This window comes from Paraburkholderia sp. J12, assembly GCF_905220215.1.
Classification (GTDB): domain Bacteria; phylum Pseudomonadota; class Gammaproteobacteria; order Burkholderiales; family Burkholderiaceae; genus Paraburkholderia.
On record NZ_CAJMZC010000012.1, the window covers coordinates 163,093 to 188,171 of the forward strand.

The 25,079-nt window shown below is 65.1% G+C and carries 17 protein-coding genes; 13 read left to right on the forward strand and 4 right to left on the reverse strand.

Features of this window, described 5'->3' with window-relative positions; genetic code table 11:
• Positions 1–195 precede the first annotated feature (195 nt).
• Entirely contained in the window at positions 196–1,566 is a 1,371-nt protein-coding gene (locus U5760_RS23695) for a sugar efflux transporter (RefSeq protein ID WP_322014728.1), read from the forward strand.
• 65 nt (positions 1,567–1,631) lie between these two features.
• On the opposite strand, the gene U5760_RS23700 is transcribed toward U5760_RS23695, so the two are convergent.
• The gene (locus U5760_RS23700; RefSeq protein ID WP_322014729.1) at positions 1,632–3,131 is read right to left on the reverse strand and encodes an MFS transporter; all 1,500 of its coding nucleotides are present in this window, start codon (positions 3,129–3,131) and stop codon (positions 1,632–1,634) included.
• A 187-nt stretch (positions 3,132–3,318) separates the two neighbouring features.
• On the reverse strand, positions 3,319–3,798 hold the full coding sequence (locus U5760_RS23705; protein ID WP_322014730.1) for a hypothetical protein: 480 nt from the start codon (positions 3,796–3,798) through the stop codon (positions 3,319–3,321).
• Positions 3,799–4,540: 742 nt separating this feature from the next.
• On the opposite strand from U5760_RS23705, the gene U5760_RS23710 reads away from it, so the two are divergent.
• From U5760_RS23710 to cyoD, 5 genes are all read left to right on the forward strand, one after another.
• Positions 4,541–6,082 (forward strand): NADH-quinone oxidoreductase subunit M, encoded by a 1,542-nt coding sequence (locus U5760_RS23710; RefSeq protein WP_322014731.1) that lies wholly within the window; start codon positions 4,541–4,543, stop codon positions 6,080–6,082.
• Between the two features lie 345 nt (positions 6,083–6,427).
• A complete protein-coding gene (gene cyoA / locus U5760_RS23715) occupies positions 6,428–7,318 on the forward strand; it encodes a ubiquinol oxidase subunit II (protein ID WP_322014732.1) in 891 nt (296 codons plus the stop codon).
• Between the two features lie 7 nt (positions 7,319–7,325).
• Positions 7,326–9,362: a cytochrome o ubiquinol oxidase subunit I gene (cyoB, locus tag U5760_RS23720; protein ID WP_322014733.1), complete on the forward strand. Its 2,037-nt coding sequence runs from the start codon at positions 7,326–7,328 to the stop codon at positions 9,360–9,362.
• Entirely contained in the window at positions 9,362–9,973 is a 612-nt protein-coding gene (gene cyoC / locus U5760_RS23725) for a cytochrome o ubiquinol oxidase subunit III (RefSeq protein WP_322014734.1), read from the forward strand. Before cyoB ends, cyoC begins: the two co-directional genes overlap by 1 nt.
• Entirely contained in the window at positions 9,974–10,303 is a 330-nt protein-coding gene (gene cyoD / locus U5760_RS23730) for a cytochrome o ubiquinol oxidase subunit IV (RefSeq protein ID WP_322014735.1), read from the forward strand.
• Positions 10,304–10,437: 134 nt separating this feature from the next.
• Here the strand turns inward: cyoD and U5760_RS23735 are convergent, their stop codons facing one another.
• Positions 10,438–11,088 (reverse strand): SGNH/GDSL hydrolase family protein, encoded by a 651-nt coding sequence (locus U5760_RS23735; RefSeq protein ID WP_322014736.1) that lies wholly within the window; start codon positions 11,086–11,088, stop codon positions 10,438–10,440.
• A 135-nt stretch (positions 11,089–11,223) separates the two neighbouring features.
• On the opposite strand from U5760_RS23735, the gene U5760_RS23740 reads away from it, so the two are divergent.
• The 4 genes from U5760_RS23740 (at position 11,224) to U5760_RS23755 (ending at position 14,384) form a co-directional block, all read left to right on the forward strand.
• Positions 11,224–11,826, forward strand: coding sequence for a TetR/AcrR family transcriptional regulator (locus U5760_RS23740; protein ID WP_322014737.1), 603 nt, complete (start codon positions 11,224–11,226; stop codon positions 11,824–11,826).
• A gap of 181 nt (positions 11,827–12,007) precedes the next feature.
• A complete protein-coding gene (locus U5760_RS23745) occupies positions 12,008–12,691 on the forward strand; it encodes a type 1 glutamine amidotransferase domain-containing protein (protein ID WP_322014738.1) in 684 nt (227 codons plus the stop codon).
• 248 nt (positions 12,692–12,939) lie between these two features.
• Positions 12,940–14,037: an NADH:flavin oxidoreductase/NADH oxidase gene (locus tag U5760_RS23750; protein WP_322014739.1), complete on the forward strand. Its 1,098-nt coding sequence runs from the start codon at positions 12,940–12,942 to the stop codon at positions 14,035–14,037.
• A gap of 41 nt (positions 14,038–14,078) precedes the next feature.
• Positions 14,079–14,384 (forward strand): putative quinol monooxygenase, encoded by a 306-nt coding sequence (locus U5760_RS23755; RefSeq protein WP_322014740.1) that lies wholly within the window; start codon positions 14,079–14,081, stop codon positions 14,382–14,384.
• Positions 14,385–14,494: 110 nt separating this feature from the next.
• On the opposite strand, the gene adhP is transcribed toward U5760_RS23755, so the two are convergent.
• Entirely contained in the window at positions 14,495–15,523 is a 1,029-nt protein-coding gene (gene adhP / locus U5760_RS23760) for an alcohol dehydrogenase AdhP (protein WP_322014741.1), read from the reverse strand.
• Positions 15,524–15,821: 298 nt separating this feature from the next.
• Here adhP and U5760_RS23765 point away from each other — a divergent pair, with 298 nt between their 5' ends.
• From U5760_RS23765 to U5760_RS23775, 3 genes are all read left to right on the forward strand, one after another.
• On the forward strand, positions 15,822–18,197 hold the full coding sequence (locus U5760_RS23765; protein WP_322014742.1) for a tetratricopeptide repeat protein: 2,376 nt from the start codon (positions 15,822–15,824) through the stop codon (positions 18,195–18,197).
• Positions 18,198–18,419: 222 nt separating this feature from the next.
• Positions 18,420–24,332 (forward strand): excinuclease ABC subunit UvrA, encoded by a 5,913-nt coding sequence (uvrA, locus tag U5760_RS23770; protein WP_322014743.1) that lies wholly within the window; start codon positions 18,420–18,422, stop codon positions 24,330–24,332.
• Between the two features lie 307 nt (positions 24,333–24,639).
• Positions 24,640–24,870: an H-NS histone family protein gene (locus tag U5760_RS23775; protein WP_322014744.1), complete on the forward strand. Its 231-nt coding sequence runs from the start codon at positions 24,640–24,642 to the stop codon at positions 24,868–24,870.
• The last annotated feature ends 209 nt before the right edge of the window (positions 24,871–25,079 follow it).

Genomic DNA, 25,079 nt, shown 5'->3' on the forward strand with positions numbered 1-25,079 from the left:
CTCTCAACAAAATCTGTGGAAAACCTGCTGCCGCGTTTCCAATCCGCGCACAAGCACGTCCCATCGCTCAGATGCTGATTGCCTGGCCGGCTTCCTTGCGCGAGCGCGCGATTCCAACCGATAATCGGCTCCGATACGGCCCTCACGCGGCACAACGCGCGTTGCCGGCCCACCCCCGTCACTACAAGTCGCGCCGTGCTCAACTACTCGCGCTTTGCCGGTCTTCTGCGTATCCCAGGTTTCCTGCCGCTCGCCGGTGCCACGCTCATGCTGGGCGTGGCCATGTCCTTCACCGCTCCGTATCTCTCGCTCTTCGGCGTCGAACGTGCCGGCATGTCGCCGCTCAGGCTCGGTATCTTCATGACCGCCATCGCCACGAGCGGCGTGATCGCGAGCACGGCCGCCGGGCGCTTCAGCGATGCGACCGGCAAGCACCGGCTGCTGCTGCTCGTTTCGCTGTGCGCGGCGACGCTCGGCTATCTGTGCCTGTGCGTCGTGCGCGACTACCGGCTGCTGCTCGCGGTCGGCATCGCGTTCATCGGGGCGGGCGGTTGCGCGCTCTCGCTCGTGTTCTCGTTCAGCCGCGCGGCGCTGCCCGCCGCCGATCATGCCGAGCGGACCTTTGCGAGCGCAACCTTGCGCACGATCCTTTCGGCGGCGTGGGTGTTCGGGCCGGCGGTCGGCGCGCTCGTGCTCGCGGCGGCGGGGTTCTATGGCCTCTTTCTGTTCGCGGCGGCGAGCTTCGCCGCGTGCGCTACGATCGTCTGGCGCATGCGCGAGCCGCGCCTCGACGAGCACGCCACGCAGCATCTGGCGCCGCGCCCCACGGCAGGGCAGGTGGATCGGGACGACGACGCGCAGTACGAGGGCCAGCCGCTCACGCAGGCCGAAGTCGAACCGGGCCACATGCCGGGGCGGGCCGGTGTGCGCCCCGCGTCGAAGCTGCGGATGCCGATGCCCGAGGTGTCGTCGCAGGACATCATGCGCGCGGTGGTGGCGCTCACGCTGATCGGCCTCGCGGCGAATGCGACGATGATCGTGCTGCCGCTCTATATCGTGCACGGGCTGCATGGCACGCGGCTCGACGTATCCATCATGCTGGGCCTCGGCGCGTTCATGGAGATTCCGATGATGCTCGCGCTCGGCGCGCGCGCGTCCGTGCTCAACAAGCCGCGCTGGCTGGCCGCCTGCGCGACCGTGCACGCCGTGTATTTCGTGGCGATGTCGGTGGCGCCCGGCGTGAATGCGCTGATCCCCATGCAGATGCTCAACGCATTTGTGGTGGCCGTCACGTCGTGCCTCGGCATGACCTACGTGCAGGATCTCATGCCCGAGTCGCCGGGCCGCGCCACGGCGCTGTTCTTCAACGCGGCGCGGCTGGGGTCGATTCTTTCGGGTGTGCTTTCCGGCCTGCTCGTGCAGGCCTTCGGCTATCGCGGCACGTTTCTGTTCTGCGGCGTGCTGGCGGTTTGCGCGCTGGTGCTCTTTGCCGTGCCCGGCGAGCAATACCCGGTGATCGCACGGGCGGTGCGGCGCTTCCTGAGAGAACGGTCAGGCAAGCGCTGAGATTCGATAAGGAATGCAGATCACTTTGCCGCGTCGTCGCCGGTGCGAGACGGCGTTACTGAACGTTACTGAACGGCGGCGATATCCCGCGCGGCAACGCCGTGGCTGCCTGCCGTCGCAACCGTGCCGAAGTCCTCCGCATCGACGTCGTAGCCCGAGGGTTCCCAGCGCACGGCAAGCAGTGCCGCGAGCCCGCACAGCGGCGCGATGGCGATGATCCAGAAGACCCGCGTGCCGAGCGCGGCGGAGAGCACGGGGAACAGGAACAGCGAGACGGTGGAGCTCGCGCGCATGAGGGTCTGGTTCAGACCCACGCCCACGCCGCGCAGCGACGTGGGATAGGCGAGCGAAGCGAAGGTCATGGTGTGCGAGCCCGGGCCGATGCCCTGGCCGAACAGGAACGCGGCGAGCAAGGCAACGGCGCTCGCGACCGCCACGGTCGCCGAAGGCTTGCCGACGATCGCAAGTCCGACGAGCGCCACGAACTGGATCGCGTAGCCCCACACGGTCAGCTTCCAGGCCCCGAGGCGCGGCACCGTGCGCACGGAGATCAGTCCGCCGACGAAGGCAAAGCCCAGGTTGAGGAAGAGCGAGGCGAGGATGGTGGTGAGCATCGACTGCGCGAGAAAGCTCGAGATGATCATGGGCAGCCCGAAGGCCACGGCGTTATAGGCGAACGACGACGCCACGCCGGTCACGGTAGCGAGCACAGTGCGGCGCCGGTAGACGCCGCGCAGCAGCGCGCCGTAATTCCTGAACGATGCGGCGCGATGGGCCGGTCCCGTCGCGTGCGCGGGCGCATCGGGTGCGACCTCGGCGTCGATGCCGTACGAGCGCTTGAGGATGCGGGCCGCACCGGCGAGGTCGCCCTGGTTCGCCGCCCAGATCGGCGATTCGCTGATGTAGCGGCTGCGAATGGCGATGATGGCGAGCGCCGGAACGGCGCCGAAGCCGAGCGTGAGCCGCCACAGCAGGTGCGAGTGCGAGGCGGGCAGCGTGGCAAAGAGCGCGAGTACGAGCAGGTAGGAGACGCTGATCGCCGCATACCAGACCGGGCACCACATGGCGACGCGTGCGGCCTTGTTGCCGCGGCCTGCGAGGCGCGAGAACTCGGCGAGGAACGCCATCGCCACGGGCAGGTCGATGCCCACGCCGAGCCCCATCACGAAGCGCGCGCCGCCCAGCACCCAGGCGTTGGGCGCGAGCGCGCAGGCGATCGCGGCCACGACGAAGAAGAACATGTCGGCCATGAACACGCGATAGCGGCCGATGCGGTCGGTGAGAAAACCGCCGAGGAATGCGCCGACGATCGCGCCGAAGGTGATGGCCGACGCCACCAGGCCGGTGCCGGCCGGGGTCAGCGAGAATTCGCGGGCGACGTCCTTGAGGCCGAAGGCCAGTGCGCCCAGGTCGTAGGCGTCGAGGAACACGCCGCCCAGCGCGATCGCGACGACGATGCGTGCGTTGCTGCCGCGCGCGGCGCCCGCGTTGACGAGTTGCGAGACATCGGCGGCCGAACGGATCAGCGCGCGAGGGCCAGAAGGGGAAGCGGCGGAGGCGGACATGCGAAAGCGGGCAATAGCGGAAAGAAGCGGGTGAGGCAGCTAAACCCGGCATGCTAACGGCGGCGAGCGCCGCGCCCAAATCGTTTTTCGTAATTTGCTCATGCCCCGGTGCGATGGCGCTTCCGCGCACGCCATGCGACCGCGCCGGGCCGCCCGGTACACGTCGTTCAGCGCATCAGTGCATATATCAGTGCATATAAGTCACGCGACGCGGCCGCTCGCTCAGACGCAGCCCCGCGTCGAGCAGCGCGATGGCGAACCAGCGCGCCGACTTGAGCATGCCCGAGACGCTCGGCATCGGCAGCCAGTCGTTGAGCAGCTGCACGGCGGCTTCGCTGCGCGTCGATTGCAGGAGCGCGAGCGTGCGCAGGAGCGAAGCTTCGTCGGTGGCGAGCTCCGAGGCGCAGCGGCAGCGGGTGTCGAGCGGGCGCGAGGCGGCGCGGCACAGCGTGCCCATCAGCAGGTCGAAGTGGCCGATGCCATCGACGGCGAGGCCGGCTTCGGCCAGCACGCCGCGCCAGCTTTCCTCCTTGCCGTAGGCGTCGCAGTGCGGGCGCAGCCAGGTGCGGACCGCGCGCAGGACCGTCTGCTCGGCGCTGTCCGGATGCTGGGCGAACGAGTCGTCGAGCAGGGTGTCGTTTCGGTTGAACGGGGCGATGTAGTGCATGGAACCTCCTCGCGGCCTGAGTGGGTGCGTCGTCGGGTGCCGCGGTGGCCGGCGTGGGCTCCATGATGGGGCATTCTGTATTCAAATGCAAATGATTCTCATTTAAATATTCTATCGGGACCGAGATAAGCGATGCGGGGAAGGAGAGGTGACGAAGTCCGGAAGGGACTCTTGCACGCAGGGTGCTTAATTCCGGGGACGGAAGGGGCTACATTGCCACCATGCGTAGAGCAGGAGTCCCTGGCGCATAGTGAGAGTTTTGGCCCCGGCCCGCACGGCCGGGGCCTTTTTTCGTTGGACTCCGGTGCTGCGGGCCCGTCCTGGATCTCGCATCCAGCCGGTTAAGTTATTGAAGCGAAAGAAACATGTAGGGTATTATTCGGGCCGCGGCAAATGGCCGACTGGGTCGCCGACGTGTGCCAGGCGACCCCGGAGCCCCGGTTTTTTTGTCAAAAAGGTTGAGCAAGCGATGATTTGTCGCTTGATGTACCTCAAAAAAGTTTATCAAAAACAATGGCTTGAAAGAAGTCGCGATCTGTCCTGTATTGTTGCGCTGCAAAACCTCTATATTCCATTTACCCTCGTTAACCCTTGAGCGTGTGTCGTTCTTCGCCGAAAAGCTGACAAATAAATTACATGCGACCCGGCTCGAATTTCATTCCGCGACAATCTTTCAATATTCTTTCGCGCCTTGAGGCGCGTATGTGGCGCTGTGTGCCAGGCGTTTTTAAGGTCTTGTGAAATGCAATCCGTCCCGTTCTTGAGTCTGGCGATCTGGATTCCGATCCTGTTCGGCGTGGTCGTGCTACGCGTGGGATCCGGCCATGCGCAACGCGCGCGCTGGGTCGCGCTCGTCGGCGCCGTTGTGGGCCTGCTGCTGACTCTGCCGCTGATCGCCGGCTTCGACAACACCGTCGCCGGCATGCAGTTCGTGGTGTTCCGCAACTGGCTGCCCGACTTCGGCGTGGCATGGCGCCTCGGGATCGATGGCATTTCGCTGTGGCTGGTCGTGCTGACGGCGTTCACCACGCTCGTGATCGTGATTGCCTCGTGGAACTCGATCACCGTGCGCGTCGCCCAGTTCTTTGGCGCGTTCCTGATCCTCTCGGGGTTGATGGTCGGGACCTTCGCGGCGACGGACGGCATGCTGTTCTTCGTGTTCTTCGAAGCCACGCTGATCCCGCTGTACCTGCTGATCGGCGTGTGGGGCCACACGCACCGCATCCACGCGGCCGTGAAGTTCTTCTTCTTCTCGTTCGGCGGCTCGCTGCTGATGCTGGTGTCGATGCTGTACCTCTACAGCCAGTCGCACACCTTCGACATGGCCGCCTGGCACAACCTGAAGCTCGGCCTCGTGCCGCAGATCTTCGTCTTCATCGGCTTCTTCGCAGCCTTTGGCGTGAAGGTGCCGATGTGGCCGCTGCACACCTGGCTGCCCGACGTGAACCTCGAAGCGCCGACGGGCGCGACCGTCATGCTCGCCATGCTCAAGCTGGGCGGCTACGGTTTCCTGCGCTTCACGCTGCCGGTCACGCCGGACGCCGCGCACTTCTTCGCGCCGGTCATCATCGCGCTCTCGCTCGTCGCCGTGGTGTGGGGCAGCCTGCTCGCGCTGGCGCAGACCGAGATGACCAAGATGCTCGCGTACTCGACGGTGGCTCACATGGGCCTCGTCACGCTCGGTCTCTTCCTCTTCAACCAGATCGGCACCGAAGGCGCGATCGTGCAGATGATCTCGTACGGTTTCGTCTCGGGCGGCCTGCTGCTCGCCGCCGGCATGCTGTTCGACCGCACGAAGACGCGCTCGATCGACGCTTACGGCGGCGTGGTCAACACCATGCCGCGCTACGCCGCGTTCTTCATGCTGTTCGCCATGGCCAACGTGGGCCTGCCCGGTACGTCGGGCTTCGTGGGCGAGTTCATGGTCATCATGGGCGCCATTCGCGTGAACTTCTGGATCGGCGCGCTGGCCGCGACGACCGTCATTCTGAGCGCTGCGTACACCCTGTGGATGTACAAGCGCGTGATCTTCGGCGCAGTAGCGAACAAGAGCGTGGCGAAGCTGGCCGACATCGGCGGCCGCGAGCTGCTGATCTTCGTTTCGCTTTCGGCGCTGGTGCTGGGAATGGGCCTGTATCCGAAGCCCTTCACCGATGCGATCGAACTGTCGGCGGCGAATCTCGTCGCGCAGGCCAGTCGCTCGAAGCAGCCGACGGACGAGGCCGCATCTGCCGAGGCAGTGCGTACCAGCGCGGATGTTCACGCGCAGCGTTCGCCGACATGATCACCCAGGTTTGACCGCGCACGCGCGCCGTCCCGTATTGCAAGATGCGGCGCGGCGCGCGCGCGTGTAGAAAGGTTTCGAATAGCAGGGCGTTTCGAAAAAAGCCGCGGCGGGATTGGCGGCGAAACGGAGCAGGGCCAGATGCGCAGACGCTCGCCACGAGTGCGACAGCACGCGGCGAACGTGTGCGACAAAGTGTCTCAGTTCCGTTTCGGCAAAGATCATTTTCCACATTCATTGCTTGTCAACGATCAAAGCGGCTGTATGATGCGGGCGCGCTTCCTTTGCTGGACGTCAGGGGAAGCTGCCCGGAACCACTCAATGAATGAAATTCAGGCAAACGTGATGAAAAGAACAACCTTGAAAAGGTTATTGCTTCCCGTTGGAGCCGGATTGGCCGCGTGTCTTTCCGGTTGCAGCAACCTGGAAGTCCTCGACCCGAAGGGAAGCGTCGGGCTGGCCGAGAAGGAGCTGATTGCGACTTCGACGTGGGCGATGCTGATCGTGGTGATTCCCGTGATCGTGCTGACGCTCTGGTTCGCGTACCGCTACCGCGCGTCGAACCGCAGCGCCACCTACGCACCGAAGTGGTCGCACTCGACCGCCATCGAAGTGGTGGTCTGGACGATCCCCACGCTGATCATCCTGTTCCTCGGCGTGCTCACGTGGAAAACCACGCACGAGCTCGATCCTTACAAACCGCTTGAATCGAACGTCAAGCCGATCAACGTCGAAGTGGTCGCGCTGGACTGGAAGTGGCTCTTCATCTACCCGGATCTGGGCATTGCCTCGGTGAACCAGCTGGCCGTGCCGGTGGGTACGCCCGTGAACTTCAGCATCACGTCGGATTCGGTGATGAACTCGTTCTTCATCCCGCAGCTCGGTACCCAGGTCTACGCGATGGCCGGCATGCAGACGCGCGTGCACCTGATCGCGGACCAGGCGGGCGACTATGCCGGCCTCTCGGCGAACTTCAGCGGCAAGGGCTTCTCGGACATGAAGTTCCGCACGATCGCCACGAGCCAGCAGGATTTCGACGCATGGGTCCAGAAGGTGAAGGCGTCCTCGACGCAGCTTTCGATGGATGAATACGCAACGGTCGCCCAACCGACCGAGAAGGCACCGGTTCAGTACTTCTCGACGGTCGATCCGAAGCTCTTCAACAACATCATTGCGAAGTACAACAACGGCCACGTCACGAATTTCAGTGACCCGTCGTGCGTGACCAAGGGGTAAGCGAAGCATGTTCGGAAAACTTACACTGGATGCCGTCCCGTATCACGAGCCGATCATTCTCGGCACGATGATCGGCATGGCGCTCATCGGCGCGTTCGTGCTCGGTGGCATTACTTACCTCGGTAAGTGGAAATATCTCTGGACGGAGTGGCTGACGAGCGTCGACCACAAGCGTCTGGGCGTCATGTACATCGTGCTCGCCCTCATCATGCTCGTGCGCGGTTTCGCCGACGCGATCATGATGCGTACCCAGCTCGCGCTGGCGTACAACGCGCCGGGCTATCTGCCGCCGCACCACTACGACCAGATCTTCACGGCGCACGGCGTCATCATGATCTTCTTCATGGCGATGACCTTCATGGTCGGCCTGATGAACATCATCGTGCCGCTGCAGGTCGGTGCACGCGACGTCGCGTTCCCGATGCTCAACTCGCTGTCGTTCTGGATGACCACGGTCGGCGCGGTTCTGCTGATGATCTCGCTGGTCGTCGGCGAGTTCGCGCAGACCGGCTGGCTCGCGTATCCGCCGCTCTCCGAGCTGGCGTACAGTCCGGGCGTCGGCGTCGACTACTACCTGTGGGCTCTGCAGATCTCGGGCGTGGGTACACTGCTGACCGGCGTGAACTTCTTCGTCACGATCATCAAGATGCGTGCCCCCGGCATGACGCTGATGAAGATGCCGGTGTTCACGTGGACGGCGCTGTGCACGAACGTGCTGATCATGGCCGCGTTCCCGATCCTGACCGTCACGCTCGCGCTGCTCGGCCTCGACCGCTACGTCGGTACGCACTTCTTCACCAACGACGGCGGCGGCAACGCCATGCTGTACCTGAACCTGATCTGGGCCTGGGGTCACCCCGAGGTGTACATCCTGATCCTGCCGGCGTTCGGCGTGTTCTCGGAAGTCGTCGCAGCCTTCGCGAAGAAGCCGCTGTTCGGCTACAAGACCATGGTGTACGCAACGTGCGCGATCACGGTGCTCTCGTTCCTCGTGTGGCTGCACCACTTCTTCACGATGGGTTCGGGCGCCGACGTCAACGCGTTCTTCGGCGTCATGACGATGATCATCGCGATCCCGACGGGCGTGAAGATCTTCAACTGGCTGTTCACGATCTACCGCGGCCGCCTCGAGTTCACCTCGCCGGTGCTCTGGACGATCGGCTTCATGGTCACCTTCACCATCGGCGGCATGACCGGCGTGATGATGGCGATCCCGGGCGCCGACTTCGTGCTGCACAACTCGCTGTTCCTGATTGCTCACTTCCACAACGTGATCATCGGCGGCGTGCTGTTCGGCTACCTGGCCGGCTTCAACTTCTGGTTCCCGAAGGTGTTCGGCTTCAAGCTGAACGAAAAGCTCGGCAAGCGCGCGTTCTGGTTCTGGCTCACGGGCTTCTACGTCGCCTTCACGCCGCTGTACGTGCTCGGCTTCATGGGCGCCACCCGCCGTCTGAACCACTACGACAACCCGGCATGGCATCCGTGGATGATCATCGCCTGGTTCGGCGCCGTGCTCGTGCTGATCGGCATCGTGCACCAGTTCCTGCAACTGTACGTTTCGATCCGCGACCGCAACCTGCCGGAAAACCGCGACCTGACGGGCGATGCATGGGGCAGCGGCCGTACGCTGGAGTGGGCGATCTCGTCGCCGCCGCCGTCGTACAACTTCGCCGTCATTCCGCACGTGAGCGAGCTCGACGAGTTCCAGCACCTGAAGGATACGGGCCGCGAAACGCCGGACGTCGTCAACACGAAGTACACCGATATCCACATGCCGTCCAACACGAGCGCAGGGGTCTTCGTTGGTTTCTTCGCGCTGGTGACGGGCTTCGCAGGCATCTGGCACATCTGGTGGATGATGATCGCCGGCTTCATCGGCATACTCGCGACCGTGATCATCTACAGCTTCCAGAAGAACGAAGGCTATTACATCCCGGCCGCCAAGGTCCGGGCCGATGAAGAAGCGCGCAATCGCGCACTGGTCAAGGCGTTCGAAGGCAAGCGCCGTGGCCAGATGGATCAAGAAGCACTGGAGGCCAACTGATGTTGACGAAGACAAGTGCGGCCGCACTGGCGGAGCACGATCACCACGATCACCCGCCGTCACACTCGGTGTTCGGTTTCTGGCTGTACCTGATGACCGACTGTATTCTGTTCGGCTCGCTGTTCGCAGTGTTCGCCGTGATGCAGAACCAGTTTGCAGGCGGCCCGACGGGCAAGGATCTATTCGACATCCCCGGCGTGGCCATGGAAACGGCAGTGCTGCTGCTGTCGTCCATCACGTACGGTTTCGCGATGATCGGCGCGCACAAGAAGCGCAGCGGTCAGGTGCTGTTCTGGCTGGCCGTCACGTTCCTGCTGGGCGCGTCGTTCCTCTACTTCGAACTGCATGAATTCGCGCATCTGATCGAAGAAGGCGCGGGCCCGCAACGCAGCGCGTTCCTCTCGTCGTTCTTCACGCTGGTGGCCACCCACGGTATCCACGTGACGTTCGGCATGATCTGGATGATCGTCCTGATGGTTCAGACGGCGAAGGCGCCGGAACTGGGCGAGCGCGAAGTTCGCCGCCTGGCGTGCCTGAGCCTTTTCTGGCACTTTCTGGACATCGTCTGGATCTGCGTGTTCTCCTTTGTTTATCTTGCGAGCGTGATCTAAATGAGTGCTCATCCCATCCACGAAGAAGAAAGCCACGGCAGCTTCGGCGGCTATCTGGCCGGTTTCATCCTGGCGGTGGTGCTCACGGCCGCTTCGTTCTGGCTCGTCCTGCATGGCGGCTTCCCGCGTGAAACCGCGCTGCTCGGCCTCGCCGTGCTGGCCGCGGTGCAGATCGTGGTCCACCTCGTGTTCTTCCTGCACATGAACACGTCGTCGGGCCAGCGCTGGAACGTGACCGCGTTCGGCTTTACCGTGATGACGGTGCTGATCGTGATCGTCGGCACGCTGTGGGTCATGCACAACGTCAGCATGAACATGATGTCGCGTTAAGCGTCATCGCTTTCGTTCGTGCGCCACGCTTCGCGGCGCGCACGAACGGCAAACGCCGCCGGCCTTCCAGGTCGGCGGCGTTTTTCATTTGCGTCGCGGTTTCGCTTTGGAAAACGGGAAAACTTGTGTGCTGCTCAGGCGCCGAAGCGCTGGCGGACGACTTCGGCTACGGCCTTGCCGAGGTGGTGATGCTGGTCGGCCTCGTAATGGACGCCATCGGTAGGGCTGACCTTGACGATGTCGCCTGCGTCGAGGAACGCCGAACCGTACTTCACCGCTACGCGCTCGTAGAGCGGGGCGAGCAGCCGCGACTTGGCGGCGCCGCCCGTGAAGATCTCGCCCAGAAAACCCACTTCGTCGATCGGTACGGGCGCCATCAGCAGCACGTGCGGGGTCGCGCCGCCGGGGCCCGCATGACAGGCGACGACCGTTTCGAGTAGCACGTCGACCGAGTTGGCGATGTCGGCGGGCGTGACGGCAAAGCGCGCCTTGAGGTCGTTGGTGCCGAGCATGAGGACGACCACATCAACGGGCAGCTGGCTTTCGAGGCAGGGGCGCAGATAGGCGAGCCCGTTCTTGTGACGGCCTTCGATGGGGTCGTCGTGGACCGTGGTGCGCGCGGGCAGGCCTTCCTCGACCACGGTCCAGCCGTCGCCGAGCGCCGTGCGCAAGACGCCTGGCCAGCGGTCGGCCGGGCCGAAGCGTTCGAGCACGCCGGGCAGGTTCAGCGGCTTGGTGCCGTGCGTGTTGGAGTCGCCATAACAAAGCAGGGTGCGGGTCGCCATGTGTGTCCTCTCGTGCGAATGAGTTTCCGATGCGAAATCCCGGCGGCACACGTCGACGCCGGGCGCTGCAATGCCACTACCGATCATGGGAGATTACTAGACGACTGGTCTAATCGGTCTGTAACATGCCAATCCATGAATGCAACGCCTGCCGTCGAAGTGCGGCAACACATCCTCGACACGGCCATGCCCATTTTGCTGGGCAAGGGCTTCTCGGCGGTCGGCCTCAACGAAATCCTGGCGGCGGCCGGCGTTCCCAAGGGCTCGTTCTATCATTATTTCGGCTCGAAGGAGGCGTTCGGCGAAGCGCTGCTCACGTCTTACTTCACCGACTACATCGAGCGGCTGGACGACCTGCTGGTACGCCAGCCGGGCACGGCAGCCGAGAAACTGATGCGCTACTGGGACGACTGGCGCTCCACGCAATGCGCCGACGATCCGGCCGGCAAGTGCCTGGCGGTGAAGCTGGGCGCCGAGGTGTGCGATTTGTCCGAGCCGATGCGCGTGGTTTTGCAGCACGGCACCGAGCAGATCGTGGCGCGGCTTGCCGCGTGCATCGAGGCGGGACACGAGGATGGGTCGCTTGCCGGTGCGAGCGACGCGGCGGGGACGGCGGCGACGCTCTACGAGTTGTGGCTGGGCGCCACGTTGCTGGAAAAGATCCGGCGCGATGGCCGGCCGCTCGAGGCCGCCATGGTGACGACGCGCCGCCTGCTAGGCCTGCCGCCGGCAGCATGAGGTAAGACAAGCGCAAGGGCGCGCCGCCGGCTGCCTCGCGTTCCGGGCGCACCTTCGCAGCACGGGCCTGCATGTATCGATACACTAGACGACCGGTCTAATAGGTTGCGAATCGACCTGTGACGGACCGGTTCCCACGACGGCGCGCGAGCGCCGGGATGCCATCGAGAAAGGAATTCCGATGAAGGTACTGATCGTTTTGACCTCGCATGAGGACCTCGGCAACACGGGCAAGAAGACGGGCTTCTGGCTCGAGGAGTTCGCGGCGCCGTACTACGCGCTGCGCGATGCCGGGGCACAGTTGACGCTCGCCTCGCCCAAGGGCGGCCAGCCGCCGCTCGACCCGAAGAGCGATGATCCGTCCGCGCAGACCGATGCCACGCGCCGCTTCGCAGCCGATGCGGCCGCGCGCGCGGAGCTTGCCGATACGAAACGCCTGGCCGATGTGGATGCCGGCGACTTCGACGCGGTGTTCTACCCGGGCGGCCACGGTCCGCTATGGGATCTGGCCGAAGATCCCGCCTCGATCGCCCTGATCGAGAAGACGATCGCGGCCGGCAAGCCGGTTGCGGCCGTGTGCCATGCGCCGGGGGTGCTGCGGCATGTGAAGGGCGCGGACGGCAAGCCGCTCGTCGCCGAGAAGTCGGTGACCGGCTTTTCCAATGCGGAAGAAGCAGCCGTGGGCCTCACCGAGGTCGTGCCGTTCCTCGTCGAGGACATGCTGAAGGCGAGCGGCGGCCGCTATACGAAGGCCGCCGACTGGCAGCCGCATGTGGCTGTCGATGGCCTGCTGATCACGGGGCAGAATCCGGCCTCGTCCGAGCCGGTGGCCGAGGCGTTGCTCAAGGCGCTGCGTCGCGCCTGACGTCTGTCTGGACTGACTGCGCGCGGCGAAGGGCCGCGGCTTGCAGCCTTCGGTGCGCGCAGCAGTCCAACCTGAGTCCCGTCCGGCGAGACGTCTTGTCTCGCCCTTATCTCCGATTCGCTTTGGCAACACGCCGCGACCGTCGCGGCGCGGCGCAGCCGCATTGCGTTGCCGATCCGGAATCCCGTTTCTTAACCGGGCATGGGCGTCGCGAAGGCCGCGGCCCGTGCCAACCCGGAGAGCAGTAGATGTCTGCATTGTTCGAACCGTTCAAACTCAAGGATGTATCCCTGCGCAATCGCATCGCTGTGCCGCCGATGTGCCAGTACATGGCCGTCGATGGCGTGATCAACGACTGGCACCACGTCCATCTCGCGCAGATCGCGCGCGGCGGCGCGGGCCTCGTGATCGTCGAAGCCACTGCCGTCTCGCCTGAAGGCCGCATCACGCCGGGCTGCACGGGCTTGTGGAACGACGCGCAGGCGCAGGCCTTCGCGCCGGCCGTTGCGGCCATCAAGGCCGCCGGCGCCGTGCCCGGCATCCAGATCGCGCACGCGGGCCGCAAGGCCAGCGCGAATCGTCCGTGGGAAGGCGACGACCATATTCCCGAGGGCGATCCGCGCGGCTGGCAGACGATCGCCCCGTCGGCGATTCCGTTTGGCGCCCATCTGCCGAAGGTGCCGAAGGCGATGACGCTGGACGACATTGCCCGCGTACGCGAGGACTTCGTCGCGGCGGCGAAGCGCGCGCTCGACGCGGGCTTCGAGTGGCTCGAACTCCACTTTGCCCACGGCTACCTCGGGCAGAGCTTCTTCTCGCCGCACTCGAACCAGCGCGACGACGCTTACGGCGGCAGCCTCGAAAACCGCAGCCGTTTCCTGCTGGAAACGCTGGCCGCCGTGCGCAAGGTCTGGCCGGAGCATCTGCCGCTGACTGCGCGCTTCGGCGTGATCGAATACGATGGCCGCGATGAAGAGACGCTGGCCGAGTCGATCGAACTCGCTAAGGGTTTCAAGCGGGAAGGGCTCGACATGCTGAGCGTGAGCGTGGGCTTCTCCACGCCCACTGCGCAGATTCCGTGGGCGCCCGCGTTTCTCGCGCCGATCGCCCAGAAGGTGCGCCGCGCGACCGGGCTGCCTGTGGCCTCGGCATGGGGCATCGATACGCCGGCGCTGGCCGAGCGCTCGGTGGCCACCGAGCAGCTGGATCTGGTGATGGTGGGCCGCGCGCATCTCGCGAATCCGCACTGGCCGTATTACGCGGCCCGCGAGCTGGGTGTGGAGCGCGCCGCGTGGACGTTGCCGGCGCCGTACGCGCACTGGCTGGAACGCTACAAGGTGGCTTGAGTTTGCCGATCGGAAAATACGTTGACTACAAGGAGTGAACGATGAGTGTGTACCTGATTGCGAGCCTCGCGCCGAGGCCTGAGCATGTCGCGGAACTCGAAGCCGCATTGCGCGAGCTGGTCGCCGCTTCGCGCAACGAACCGGGCAACCTGCGCTATGACCTGCTGCGCCGCGCCGACGGCCAGCCGGGTTTCCACGTGTACGAGATCTATGCGGACGACGCGGCTGTCGAAGCACATCGCCAGAGCGCGCACTATGCCGCCTTCGGCGCGAAGGTAAAGGCCAACGACTGGCTTGCCGGGGCACCCGACATCCTGGTGCTGAAGGGCGCCGACGTCGCCGCCTGACCGGGCGGCGGCATCATTCGGCCCGCCTGTTCGCGGGCTATCCCCAACCACAAGGGCTCGCCGCAGCGAGCCCTTGTGGTTTCCGATCGGCAAGAATCTCCGCTTTGACGTTAGCTGGCCATGTCGAGCACGACCCGGCCCTCTATCGCGCCGCGTTCCATGCGCGCGAATATGTCGTTGATGTTCTCCAGCTTGTCCGTGCTGACCGTCGCCTTGACCTTGCCTTCCGCCGCGAACATCAGCGACTCTTCGAGGTCGAGCCGCGTGCCGACGATCGACCCACGCACCGTGATGCCGCTCAGCACCATGTCGAAGATCGACAGTGGAAAGTCGCCGGGCGGCAGGCCATTGAGGGACACGGTGCCGCCACGACGCACCATGCCGAGCGCCTGCGAGAAAGCGATCGGAGAAACCGCGGTGACGAGCACGCCATGTGCGCCGCCGATTTCCTTCTTGAGGTAGGCCGCGGGATCCGTCGTCTTCGCATTGACGGTGACGGTTGCGCCGAGGCGCTTCGCCAGTTCGAGTTTCGTATCGTCAATGTCCACCGCTGCGACGTTCAACCCCATGGCGCGCGCGTATTGAACGGCCATGTGGCCGAGACCGCCCACGCCGGATATCACTACCCAGTTGCCGGGGCGCGTGTCGGTGACCTTCAGTCCCTTGTACACCGTGACGCCCGCGCAGAGCACCGGCGCCACTTCGATGAAATCCACGTCCTTCGGCAACAGGCCCACGTAGTTCGCGTCGGCTTTCGCATATTGCGCAAAGCCGCCGTTGACCGAATAGCCCGTATTTTGCTGCTGCTCGCACAGCGTTTCCCAGCCGCCGAGACAATGTTCGCAATGACCGCAGGCCGAATAGAGCCAGGGGATGCCGACGCGGTCGCCTTCCTTCACGTGCGTGACGCCGCGGCCAACCCCCACGACATAACCCACGCCTTCGTGCCCCGGAATGAACGGCGGTTGCGGTTTCACGGGCCAGTCGCCGTGCGCGGCATGCAGGTCCGTATGGCAGACACCGCAGGCTTCGATCTTCACGAGGAGTTCACCCGGCCCCGGCGTGGGGATGGCGACTTCTTCTAGAACGAGGGGTTGGCCAAAGGCACGAACTACCGCGGCTTGCATCGACTTGCTCATCGTAGGGCTCCTTATCGACCTGGCAGCGCGCGGCCGGATGCAACACGCATCGCGGATTCGCAGCGCGGCCGTCACTACCTTTCAAGTGTGAAGGAAAGCGAATGCGAGTGCGATGAAGGTGCGCACGGGATATGTGTCTGGCAGCGATTTCGAATCTCGCGATAACGCTTCCGTAAGCCACGGTAAAGGACGGTAAACGCAGGAAACATCGTGAACGCTATGCTCCTACGGCGCTTGATGCGCGACGAAGCCAGCCACACAGCCCGCTACGCATTCCATCGCATGTGGCACTCATTGCATGAATCCGATGCACGACAACGCACTATTCGAGCGCGCTAACGAGAGGCATCTTGCGGGTGACTTGCCTGCTGCGCGCCAGTTGTATCTCGAGTCGCTGGAGCAGGACGCATCGCACGCAGATGCGATCTTCAGGCTGGCCGTGCTCGATTTGCAGGAAGGTAGTCCCACCGGCGCGATTGCATGGCTGCAGAGGGCGCTTGAACTTCGTCCCGAACATCGCCGCTATCGCGAGGCGTTGGGCCAGGCTTACGCGATGAGCGAGCGGCATGCCGAGGCGGCGGAAGTCTTTCTTGGTCTGCTCGCCGACGACGCATCCTCCGCCGAACTCTGGTTCGCACTGGCTACGGCGTTGCAGGCGCAGGGTCAACTGGGCGAAGCGGCCGACGCCTGGCGGGCCGCGTTGCAGCGCGATCCGCATTCGGCCGATGCCTGGAACAATCTGGGCAACACGCTTCGCTTGCTCGGTGTTGCCGGCGAGGCGCAGACGGCATATCGCGAGGCATTGGCGGTACGGCCCAACGACGCCAATGCCCTCACTAATCTCGGCACGCTGCTGCAGGAGCAGGGGCGTTACGACGAAGCGCTTGCGTTGCTGCGCGCGGCACTGAATGCGGCGCCCGATGCGCCCGCGGCGATGGTCAATCTGGGCGTCTTGCTGACATTGCTAAGGCATCCAGAAGAAGCCGCGGATCTACTGAAGCGGGCCGTTGCCCGCGATCCCGATTCTGCCCACGCGGCGTATAACTACGGAAACGCGCTCCATGCGCTCGGTCGCCTGCGCGAAGCCGAGACCCAGTATCTTCGCGCGCGATCGCTCGATTCGGCACATGCGGAGGCGGCGAACAACCTCGGCAACGTCTATCGCGAGCTTGGTGAGCACCGCGCGGCGCAGGGGGCATTCGAAGCGGCCATAGCGGCGCGTCCTGATTTCATCGACGCTTATAACAACGCGGCCACCCTCATGCGGACGCTGGGCCGCCTGGACGAAGCGCACGCGCTGCTGCGTCTGGCACTCGATCTCGATCCGGCTCATTCGGCCACGCTCAACAATCTTGGCAACGTGCTCAAGGACAGCGGCGATCTGGACGAGGGCGTCGAGTGTTTCCGCCGGGCGCTGGCGAGCGATCCCGACAATGTAATCGCACACAGCAATCTGGTGTATGCGCTCTCGTTCCAGTCGTTCGATGCCAACGCGATACGCGAAGCGGCGCGTGCGTGGTCCGCGCAGCATGAGAAAGCCGTTCAGCCTTTGCCTGCGCCCGCGACCGTCGCGCACAATCCGGCGCGCCGCCTGCGCATCGGCTACGTATCGGCTGATTTTCGTGAGCATTGCCAGGCATTGTTCATGACGCCTCTGCTCGCGCACCATGACCGGACTCGCTTCGAGATCCATGCTTATTCGAGCGTAGCGAGGCCCGATGCCACCACCGCGCGGCTCGCCGCCTGCGTGGATGCCTGGCACGACGTGCGCACGCTCGACGACGCGGCGCTGGCAGAGCGGATTCGCGCGGATGGCATCGACATCCTCGTCGATCTCGCGATGCATATGGCCGATGGCCGGCCGTTGTTGTTCGCACGCAAGCCTGCACCCGTGCAGGTCGCGTGGCTCGCTTATCCGGGGACGACGGGGATCGCAGCGATCGACTGGCGACTGACCGATCCGCATCTCGATCCAGCGGGGCAAGATGGCCACTACAGCGAGCGGTCCTGGCGCTTGCCGGATACGTTCTGGTGTTACGACCCGCGTGGAACGGGGGGCGAGGCCGGTCCCGAAGTCGGCGCGCTGCCGGCGGCAAGTGCCGGTCACGTCACGTTCGGCAGCCTGAACAATCCCTGCAAACTCACCGCGGCGACGCTGGCACTTTGGGCCCCCGTTTTCGCGCATCTGCCGTCCGCGCGCCTCGTGCTCATGGCGCAGGAGGGCGACGCGCGGCGCCGCATCGCCGGACGGCTGGCCCAGGCGGGCATCGATCCGGCGCGCGTGCGCTTCGTACCGTTCAGGGCGCGTGAAGCTTATCTGCGCGGCTACCACGAGATCGACATCGGGCTCGATTCGCTGCCGTACAACGGCCATACCACTTCGCTCGACGCGCTCTGGATGGGCGTACCGGTGGTCACGCGGGTCGGCCCGACGGTGGCGGGACGCGCCGGTTTGAGCCAGTTGGCGAACCTCGGGCTCGACGCGCTCGCCGCCGAATCCGACGCAGCCTGTGTCGCCACGGCCGTCGATCTGGCGAGCGATCTGGCCCGGCTCGCGGATCTGCGCGCGGGCCTGCGCGCCCGCATGGAACGCTCGGCGCTCATGGACGGCGAGCGCTTCGCGCGCGGTCTCGAAGCGGCTTACGAAGGCATGTGGGAGCAACGGGTCCGCTAGCCCCTGGCCAGATGGCCAGACCGTCCGGACGGCTTGCGGCAGATCTGCGCCGCGCCTGGCGCGGCTTTCCTGGCGCACCGTCAGCGTGCTGTATAAATATACAGTAGAATCTGATCCCGTCAGCGTGGAGCGGGCCGGACGATATCGGGCCGCATGAGCGCTGCAAGCCGCCGGGCGTTTCCGCCCGGTCCCCGCCCGTGATCAGCCGGAATGCCAGCGCAAGTGAGCGAAAACCGAACCATCCGCATCCGCGGTGCCCGCCAGCACAACCTGAAGAATCTCGACCTCGACCTGCGCACCGGCGAAATGACCGTGGTGACCGGGCCTTCGGGTTCGGGCAAGTCCAGCCTCGTCTTCGACACGCTCTATGCGGAGGGCCAGCGCCGTTACGTCGAGACGTTCAGCGCCTATGCGCGCCAGTTTCTCGACCGCATGGACCGTCCGCAGGTTGATCGGGTGGACGGCGTGCCGCCCGCCATCGCCATCGACCAGACCAATCCGGTGCGCAGTTCGCGTTCGACGGTCGGCACGATGACCGAATTGAACGATCACCTGAAGCTGCTTTACGCGCGTGCAGCGAACCTGTTCGACCGCGTGACGGCGCAGCCCGTGCGCCACGACACACCCGAGACGATCTACGCGGAACTCAAGGCCCGCACGGCGGCCGGCGATCCGCGCCTCGTCGTGACGTTTCCCGTCGAGCTGCCGGACACCACCACCGACGAGGAAGTCACGCAGTGGCTTTCGGCGAGCGGCTACACGCGTGTGCAGGCGCAGCGCGAAGTGAAGACGGCCGAGGGCACGCGCAAGGTGCTCGACGTGGTGGCCGACCGCTTCCGTTTGCAGAACGCCGAGAAGAGCCGCGTAGTCGAGGCCATCGAGGCTTCGCTCAAGCGCGGCGCCGGGCGCGTGAATGTCTACGTGATGGCGGATACCGATGGCGATGCGCAGACGGATCCGCAGATCTGGCGTTTTTCGACCGGCCTCCATTGCCCGGACAGCGATCTGCGTTATGCCGATCCGCAACCCGCGCTGTTCTCCTTCAATTCGGCCTATGGCGCGTGCGACGCTTGCCGCGGCTTTGGCCGCGTGATCGGCGTGGACTGGGGCCTCGTGATTCCCGACGAGCGCAAGACGCTGCGCGGCGGCGCGATCAAGCCGCTGCAGACGCCCGCCTGGAAGGAGTGCCAGGACGACCTGATGCGTTATGCCGCGAAGGCGGACATTCCGCGCGATACGCCGTGGTCGGAGCTTACTCAGGCGCAGCGCGACTGGGTGCTGAATGGCGCGCCGGACTGGCGCGGCAACTGGCAGGCGCAGTGGTACGGCGTGAAGCGTTTCTTCCAGTATCTGGAGTCCAAAGCGTACAAGATGCACATTCGTGTGCTGCTTTCGAAGTACCGCAGCTACACGCCGTGCGAGACCTGCGGCGGCGCGCGCCTGAAAACCGAGGCCTTGCAGTGGCGCCTCGGCACGCAGCAGAACGCCGACGAAGTGCTCGCGCCCGCCGCGCGTTTCCTGCCGCATGGCGTGGAGTGGACGCGCGCGCAACTCGAAGCGCTGCCCGGCCTCACGCTGCACGACGTAATGCTGCTGCCGATCGAGCGCATTCGCCGGTTCTTCGACAATCTTTCGCTCTCGTCGGCGCTGCTCGACGACGCGCTGAAACTGCTGCTCGCCGAAGTGCGCACGCGCCTCAAGTACCTGTGCGACGTGGGCCTCGGCTACCTCACGCTGGACCGGCAGAGCCGCACGCTCTCGGGCGGCGAGGTACAGCGGATCAACCTCACCACGGCGCTCGGTACCTCGCTCACGAAAACCTTGTTCGTGCTCGACGAGCCGAGCATCGGCCTGCATCCGCGCGACCTGAACCGCATCGTCGAAGCCATGCAGCGGCTGCGCGACGCGGGCAATACGCTCGTCGTCGTCGAGCACGATCCTTCGGTGATGCTCGCGGCCGACCGTCTCATCGACATGGGCCCCGGGCCGGGCGAGCGCGGCGGCACGATCGTCTATGACGGCACGCCCGACGACATCCGCAAGTCCGGAACGCTGACCGGGGAATATCTGGGCGGCCATCGTGCCGTTGCGGACGCATCGAACTGGGCGCGGCGCCCCGTCGACGCGTCCACGCCGAACCTGCTGCTCGAAGGCGCGAGCGAGCATAATCTGCGCGACGTGACGGTGCAGATTCCGCTGCAGCGCCTTGTTGTGGTGACCGGCGTTTCCGGCTCGGGTAAATCGACGCTCGTGCAGGACGTGCTGTATCCCGCGCTCGCGCGTCACCTCGGCAAGGCGACCGAGGCGCCTGGCGTCTATCGCAAGCTGTCCGGCGCGGAGAAGATCAGCGACGCCGTGTTCGTGGACCAGTCGCCGATCGGCAAGACCGCGCGTTCGAACCCGGCCAGCTACGTGGGCGCATTCGACGAGATCCGCAAGCTGTTCGCCAAGGCGTCGCTGGCCAAAGAGCGCGGCTACACGGCCGGCATGTTCAGCTTCAACTCGGGCGAGGGCCGTTGCCCGACATGCGGCGGTTCGGGTTTCGAGCACATCGAAATGCAGTTCCTGAGCGACGTGTACCTGCGCTGCCCCGACTGCGACGGCCGCCGCTATCGCCCCGAAGTGCTGGAAGTGAAGATCGAGCGCGCGGGCCATCTGCTGTCGGTGGCTGACGTGCTCGACCTCACCGTGAGCGAAGCGGTGCAGTGCTTCAGTGAGGATGCCGAAGTATTGCGTGTGCTCCAGCCTATCGTCGACGTGGGCCTCGAATACGTCAAGCTCGGGCAGCCGGTGCCCACGCTTTCGGGTGGCGAGGCGCAGCGTCTCAAGCTCGCGGGCTATCTGGCCGAAACCGCGCAGTCGCGCGGCAAGGATAGCCCGGCTGGCGGCCGTCTTTTCATGTTCGACGAACCGACCACGGGCCTGCACTTCGACGACATTGCGAAGCTCATGCGTGCATTCGGCAAGCTGCTGGCGGGCGGCCATTCGCTGCTCGTCATCGAACACAATCTCGACGTGATCCGAGCGGCCGACTGGCTGATCGACCTCGGCCCGGAAGGCGGCGATGCGGGCGGCGAGGTGGTGTGCGTGGGCACGCCCGAGGACGTGATTGCCTGCCCGCGCTCGCATACGGGCGCAGCGCTCGAGCGTTACGAGGCGGCGCTCGGCAGCGCGGTGGGGCCGCTCGTTGCGGAAGAAGAGGGCGTAGCGCTCCAGACCGCGTTGCGTGCGTCGCAGGCGCGCCGCGAGGTGCAGGGCGAGGACGTCGTGCGCATCGTGAATGCGCGCGAACACAACCTCAAGGCGCTCGACGTGGATATTCCGCACGGGCGCTTCAACGTGATCACGGGGGTTTCGGGTTCGGGCAAATCGACGCTCGCCTTCGATATCCTCTTTCACGAGGGGCAGCGCCGCTATCTGGAATCGCTGAACGCGTATGCCCGTTCCATCGTTCAGCCCGCGGGGCGTCCCGAAGTGGACGCCGTTTACGGCATTCCGCCGACCGTCGCGATCGAGCAGCGTCTTTCGCGCGGCGGCCGCAAGAGTACCGTGGCCACCACGTCGGAAGTGTGGCACTTTCTGCGCCTGCTCTACGTGAAGCTCGGCGTGCAGCATTGCGTCCATGACGGCACGCCCGTCACGTCGCAAAGCGTCGATGCCATCGTCGCGCAACTGTTGCGCGAGCATCGCGGACAGCACGTCGGCCTGCTCGCGCCGCTCGTCGTGAACCGCAAGGGCGTTTATACCGACCTCGCGAAATGGGCCAAGGCGCGCGGCAATACGCATCTGCGCGTGGACGGCGAGTTCGTGCCGGTGGCGCCGTGGCCGAAGCTCGACCGTTTCCGTGAGCACACGATCGAACTGCCGGTGGGCGATATCGTGATCGAGCCCGAAAACGAGGCGCAGTTGCGCCAGTTGCTCGACACGACGCTCGAAGCAGGCAAGGGTGTCGTCCATCTGCTCGCGCCGCTCGACGGTCTCGACAAGGCGCTCGGCAACGGCAGTTCGACGGCGCGCGTCGGCACGGTCAAGGTGCTTTCGACGCGGCGCGCGTGTCCGGAGTGCGGCACGAGTTATCCCGAACTCGATCCGCGCATGTTCTCGTACAACAGCAAGCATGGCTGGTGCACTTCGTGCGTGGGTACGGGGCTTGCACTCACGCGCGAACAGCGCGCGGTCTACGACGACACCGTGGTGGCCGAAGACGGCCGCGGCCGCGAGCAGACCTTGCCTTCGGAAGAGCAGGAGCCGGAGGGCATGGGCGAAACGCCGTGCCCCGATTGCGGCGGCACACGCCTCAATCCGGTGGCGCGTGCGGTGACGTTCGACGAGCAGGCCATCGTCGATGTCGCGCAATGGACCGTTGCCGATACGCGGCGCTGGATCGACGCGCTGGAGCTCAATGGCCGCGATGCGCAGATCGCGCGCGACGTGGTGAGCGAAATCCGCAGCCGGCTGCAGTTTCTCGAGGAAGTAGGGCTCGGCTATCTGAGTCTCGACCGTGCCGCACCGAGTCTTTCGGGCGGCGAGGCACAGCGCATCCGTCTCGCGGCGCAGCTCGGCAGCAATCTGCAGGGCGTGTGCTACGTGCTCGACGAACCGACCATCGGCCTGCATCCGCGCGACAACCAGATTCTGCTGAACGCGCTGCGCAGCCTCGGCGAGAAGGGCAATACGCTCGTCGTGGTCGAGCACGACGAGGATACGATCCGGCGCGCGGATCACATCATCGATATCGGGCCGAGCGCGGGCAAACGCGGTGGCCGCGTGGTCGCGCAGGGCAGCGTCGCCGATCTGGCTGCGCAGCCCGATTCGCTCACCGGGCGCTATCTGGCCCAGCCGATCGTGCATCCGCTGCAGCCGCGCCGCGAGGTGAAGCCGGCGCGCGGGACGCGCGAGGCGGTGCCCGCGCAGTGGCTCACCGTGCACGGCGGCAACCTGCACAACCTGCGCAACGTGACGGCGCAGATTCCGCTTGGCCGCCTCGTGGCGATCACGGGTGTGAGCGGCTCGGGCAAATCCACGCTTGCGCGCGACGTGCTGCTCTCCAATCTGCTCGACGCCGTGGGCCGTTCGGTGCTGTCCTCGCCGGCGGTGCGCCGCGCGCGCAAGGCCGCGCAGAGCGATGCGCTCTCGGCCGCCGCGAAGCGTTCGAGTGTGATCGCACGCACGGCGGCGAAGCCGAAGCTCGAGGTCGCGCACACGTGGCAGGGTTGCGATTCAATCACGGGTTGGGGCAGCATCGATCGCGTGCTCGAAGTCGACCAGACGCCGATCGGCAAGACGCCGCGCTCGTGTCCGGCTACCTATATCGGCGTGTGGGACGCCATTCGCCGGCTCTTTGCCGATACGCTCGAAGCGCGCGCGCGCGGCTATAGCGCCTCGCGCTTCTCGTTCAATACCGGCGATGGGCGTTGCCCCGCGTGCGAGGGCCAGGGCGTGCGCACGATCGGCATGAGCTTCCTGCCGGACGTGAAGGTGCCCTGCGATGTCTGCCACGGCCAGCGTTTCAATCCGGAAACGCTGGCGGTGACGTGGCGCGGCCGGAACATCGGCGAGGTGCTCACGATGGAGATCGACGAGGCCGTGGAATTCTTCGCCTCGATCACGAGCATCGCGCATCCGCTGCAGTTGATGAAGGACGTGGGCCTCGGCTATCTCACGCTGGGTCAGCCTTCACCGACGCTCTCCGGCGGCGAGGCGCAGCGTATCAAGCTCGTGACCGAACTGAGCAAGGTACGCGACGACATCACGCGTCGCGGACAGAAGGCGCCGCATACGCTCTACGTGCTCGACGAACCCACCGTCGGCCTGCATATGGCCGACGTCGCGCTGCTCATTCGCGTGCTGCACCGTCTGGCCGACGCGGGCCATAGCGTGGTCGTGATCGAACACGACCTCGACGTGATCGCGGAAGCCGACTGGATCATCGACCTCGGCCCCGAGGGCGGCGTGGGCGGCGGCACGATCGTCGCTGCTGCGGATCCGGAGGGGCTCGTGCGTGTGGCGGCGAGCCATACGGGCGCGGCGCTTGCTCCGGTGCTCGCGCGCAAGCCGCAGGCGGCGGCCAGCGCAGCCGTGGGCGAGGCGCCGGGTTCGGATCGGCGCGCGGCGCGCACTGCGATCCAGAGCTGAAAAAGCGCGGCGGCGTGCTGCCAATTCGGCGCGCGCCGCCATGAAACCGCTTGATCTGTGCGGCGCGCACACGGTATGATGGGCTCCGCTTGCAGCAAACGGCCGCTCACTTGCGGCGGCCAGTGCCTGGCGAGCGGAGCAGCGGACCAACAGATCCCCTCCGTCCCGGCCGCGGGTTCGACACCCGGGCCACTTCATCAGTGCAGCAAGGCTTCGCAGATAGGCGCGAAGCCTTTGTCTTTTCGGGGCAGACGAACCGATTTTAAAATCGACGGCTCGCCTTTGACGAAGCGAGAGGAATTATCCGATGTTCGACCTCGATGGAGAGGCGCGCGAACGGCTCATCGTGTGGATTCGACGCCGCATGGAAGAGTACGGCATTACGCTCGAAGATCTAGAAACGTCGATTGCCGAAAGCGAAAAACAGCCGAAGTATCGCGATGCCTATGGCAATACGTGGAATGGGGAAGGCGAGACGCCTGCCTGGCTTTTGCGTTACATACACGCAGGTCAGGATATTGAGCATTTTCGCTGTTAATTATGTGGGGCTGTGACGCCGCTCACGCGAAGCCGGCGTGGCGTCTGACGGTCGCCCCCATTGAAAGCGTTATTCCGTGCGCATGTCAACCTTTTAAGTATTTTTCAGCCCTTCTTTAAATGCATTGCTACGGGCGATCAGGCTGATTATTTCTGCGATACGCACAATCGGTCAATTGGCATCCTTGCGCCGCTTAAGCACGGCGTAAT

What these genes read in the sequence shown, in the direction of transcription:
- U5760_RS23700 (WP_322014729.1), bottom strand. Translation starts at nt 3,131, where the DNA reads ATGTCCGCCTCCGCCGCTTCCCCTTCTGGCCCTCGCGCGCTGATCCGT.
- U5760_RS23705 (WP_322014730.1), bottom strand. Translation starts at nt 3,798, where the DNA reads ATGCACTACATCGCCCCGTTCAACCGAAACGACACCCTGCTCGACGAC.
- U5760_RS23710 (WP_322014731.1), top strand. Translation starts at nt 4,541, where the DNA reads ATGCAATCCGTCCCGTTCTTGAGTCTGGCGATCTGGATTCCGATCCTG.
- cyoA (WP_322014732.1), top strand. Translation starts at nt 6,428, where the DNA reads ATGAAAAGAACAACCTTGAAAAGGTTATTGCTTCCCGTTGGAGCCGGA.
- cyoB (WP_322014733.1), top strand. Translation starts at nt 7,326, where the DNA reads ATGTTCGGAAAACTTACACTGGATGCCGTCCCGTATCACGAGCCGATC.
- cyoC (WP_322014734.1), top strand. Translation starts at nt 9,362, where the DNA reads ATGTTGACGAAGACAAGTGCGGCCGCACTGGCGGAGCACGATCACCAC.
- cyoD (WP_322014735.1), top strand. Translation starts at nt 9,974, where the DNA reads ATGAGTGCTCATCCCATCCACGAAGAAGAAAGCCACGGCAGCTTCGGC.
- U5760_RS23735 (WP_322014736.1), bottom strand. Translation starts at nt 11,088, where the DNA reads ATGGCGACCCGCACCCTGCTTTGTTATGGCGACTCCAACACGCACGGC.
- U5760_RS23740 (WP_322014737.1), top strand. Translation starts at nt 11,224, where the DNA reads ATGAATGCAACGCCTGCCGTCGAAGTGCGGCAACACATCCTCGACACG.
- U5760_RS23745 (WP_322014738.1), top strand. Translation starts at nt 12,008, where the DNA reads ATGAAGGTACTGATCGTTTTGACCTCGCATGAGGACCTCGGCAACACG.
- U5760_RS23750 (WP_322014739.1), top strand. Translation starts at nt 12,940, where the DNA reads ATGTCTGCATTGTTCGAACCGTTCAAACTCAAGGATGTATCCCTGCGC.
- U5760_RS23755 (WP_322014740.1), top strand. Translation starts at nt 14,079, where the DNA reads ATGAGTGTGTACCTGATTGCGAGCCTCGCGCCGAGGCCTGAGCATGTC.
- adhP (WP_322014741.1), bottom strand. Translation starts at nt 15,523, where the DNA reads ATGAGCAAGTCGATGCAAGCCGCGGTAGTTCGTGCCTTTGGCCAACCC.
- U5760_RS23765 (WP_322014742.1), top strand. Translation starts at nt 15,822, where the DNA reads ATGAATCCGATGCACGACAACGCACTATTCGAGCGCGCTAACGAGAGG.
- U5760_RS23775 (WP_322014744.1), top strand. Translation starts at nt 24,640, where the DNA reads ATGTTCGACCTCGATGGAGAGGCGCGCGAACGGCTCATCGTGTGGATT.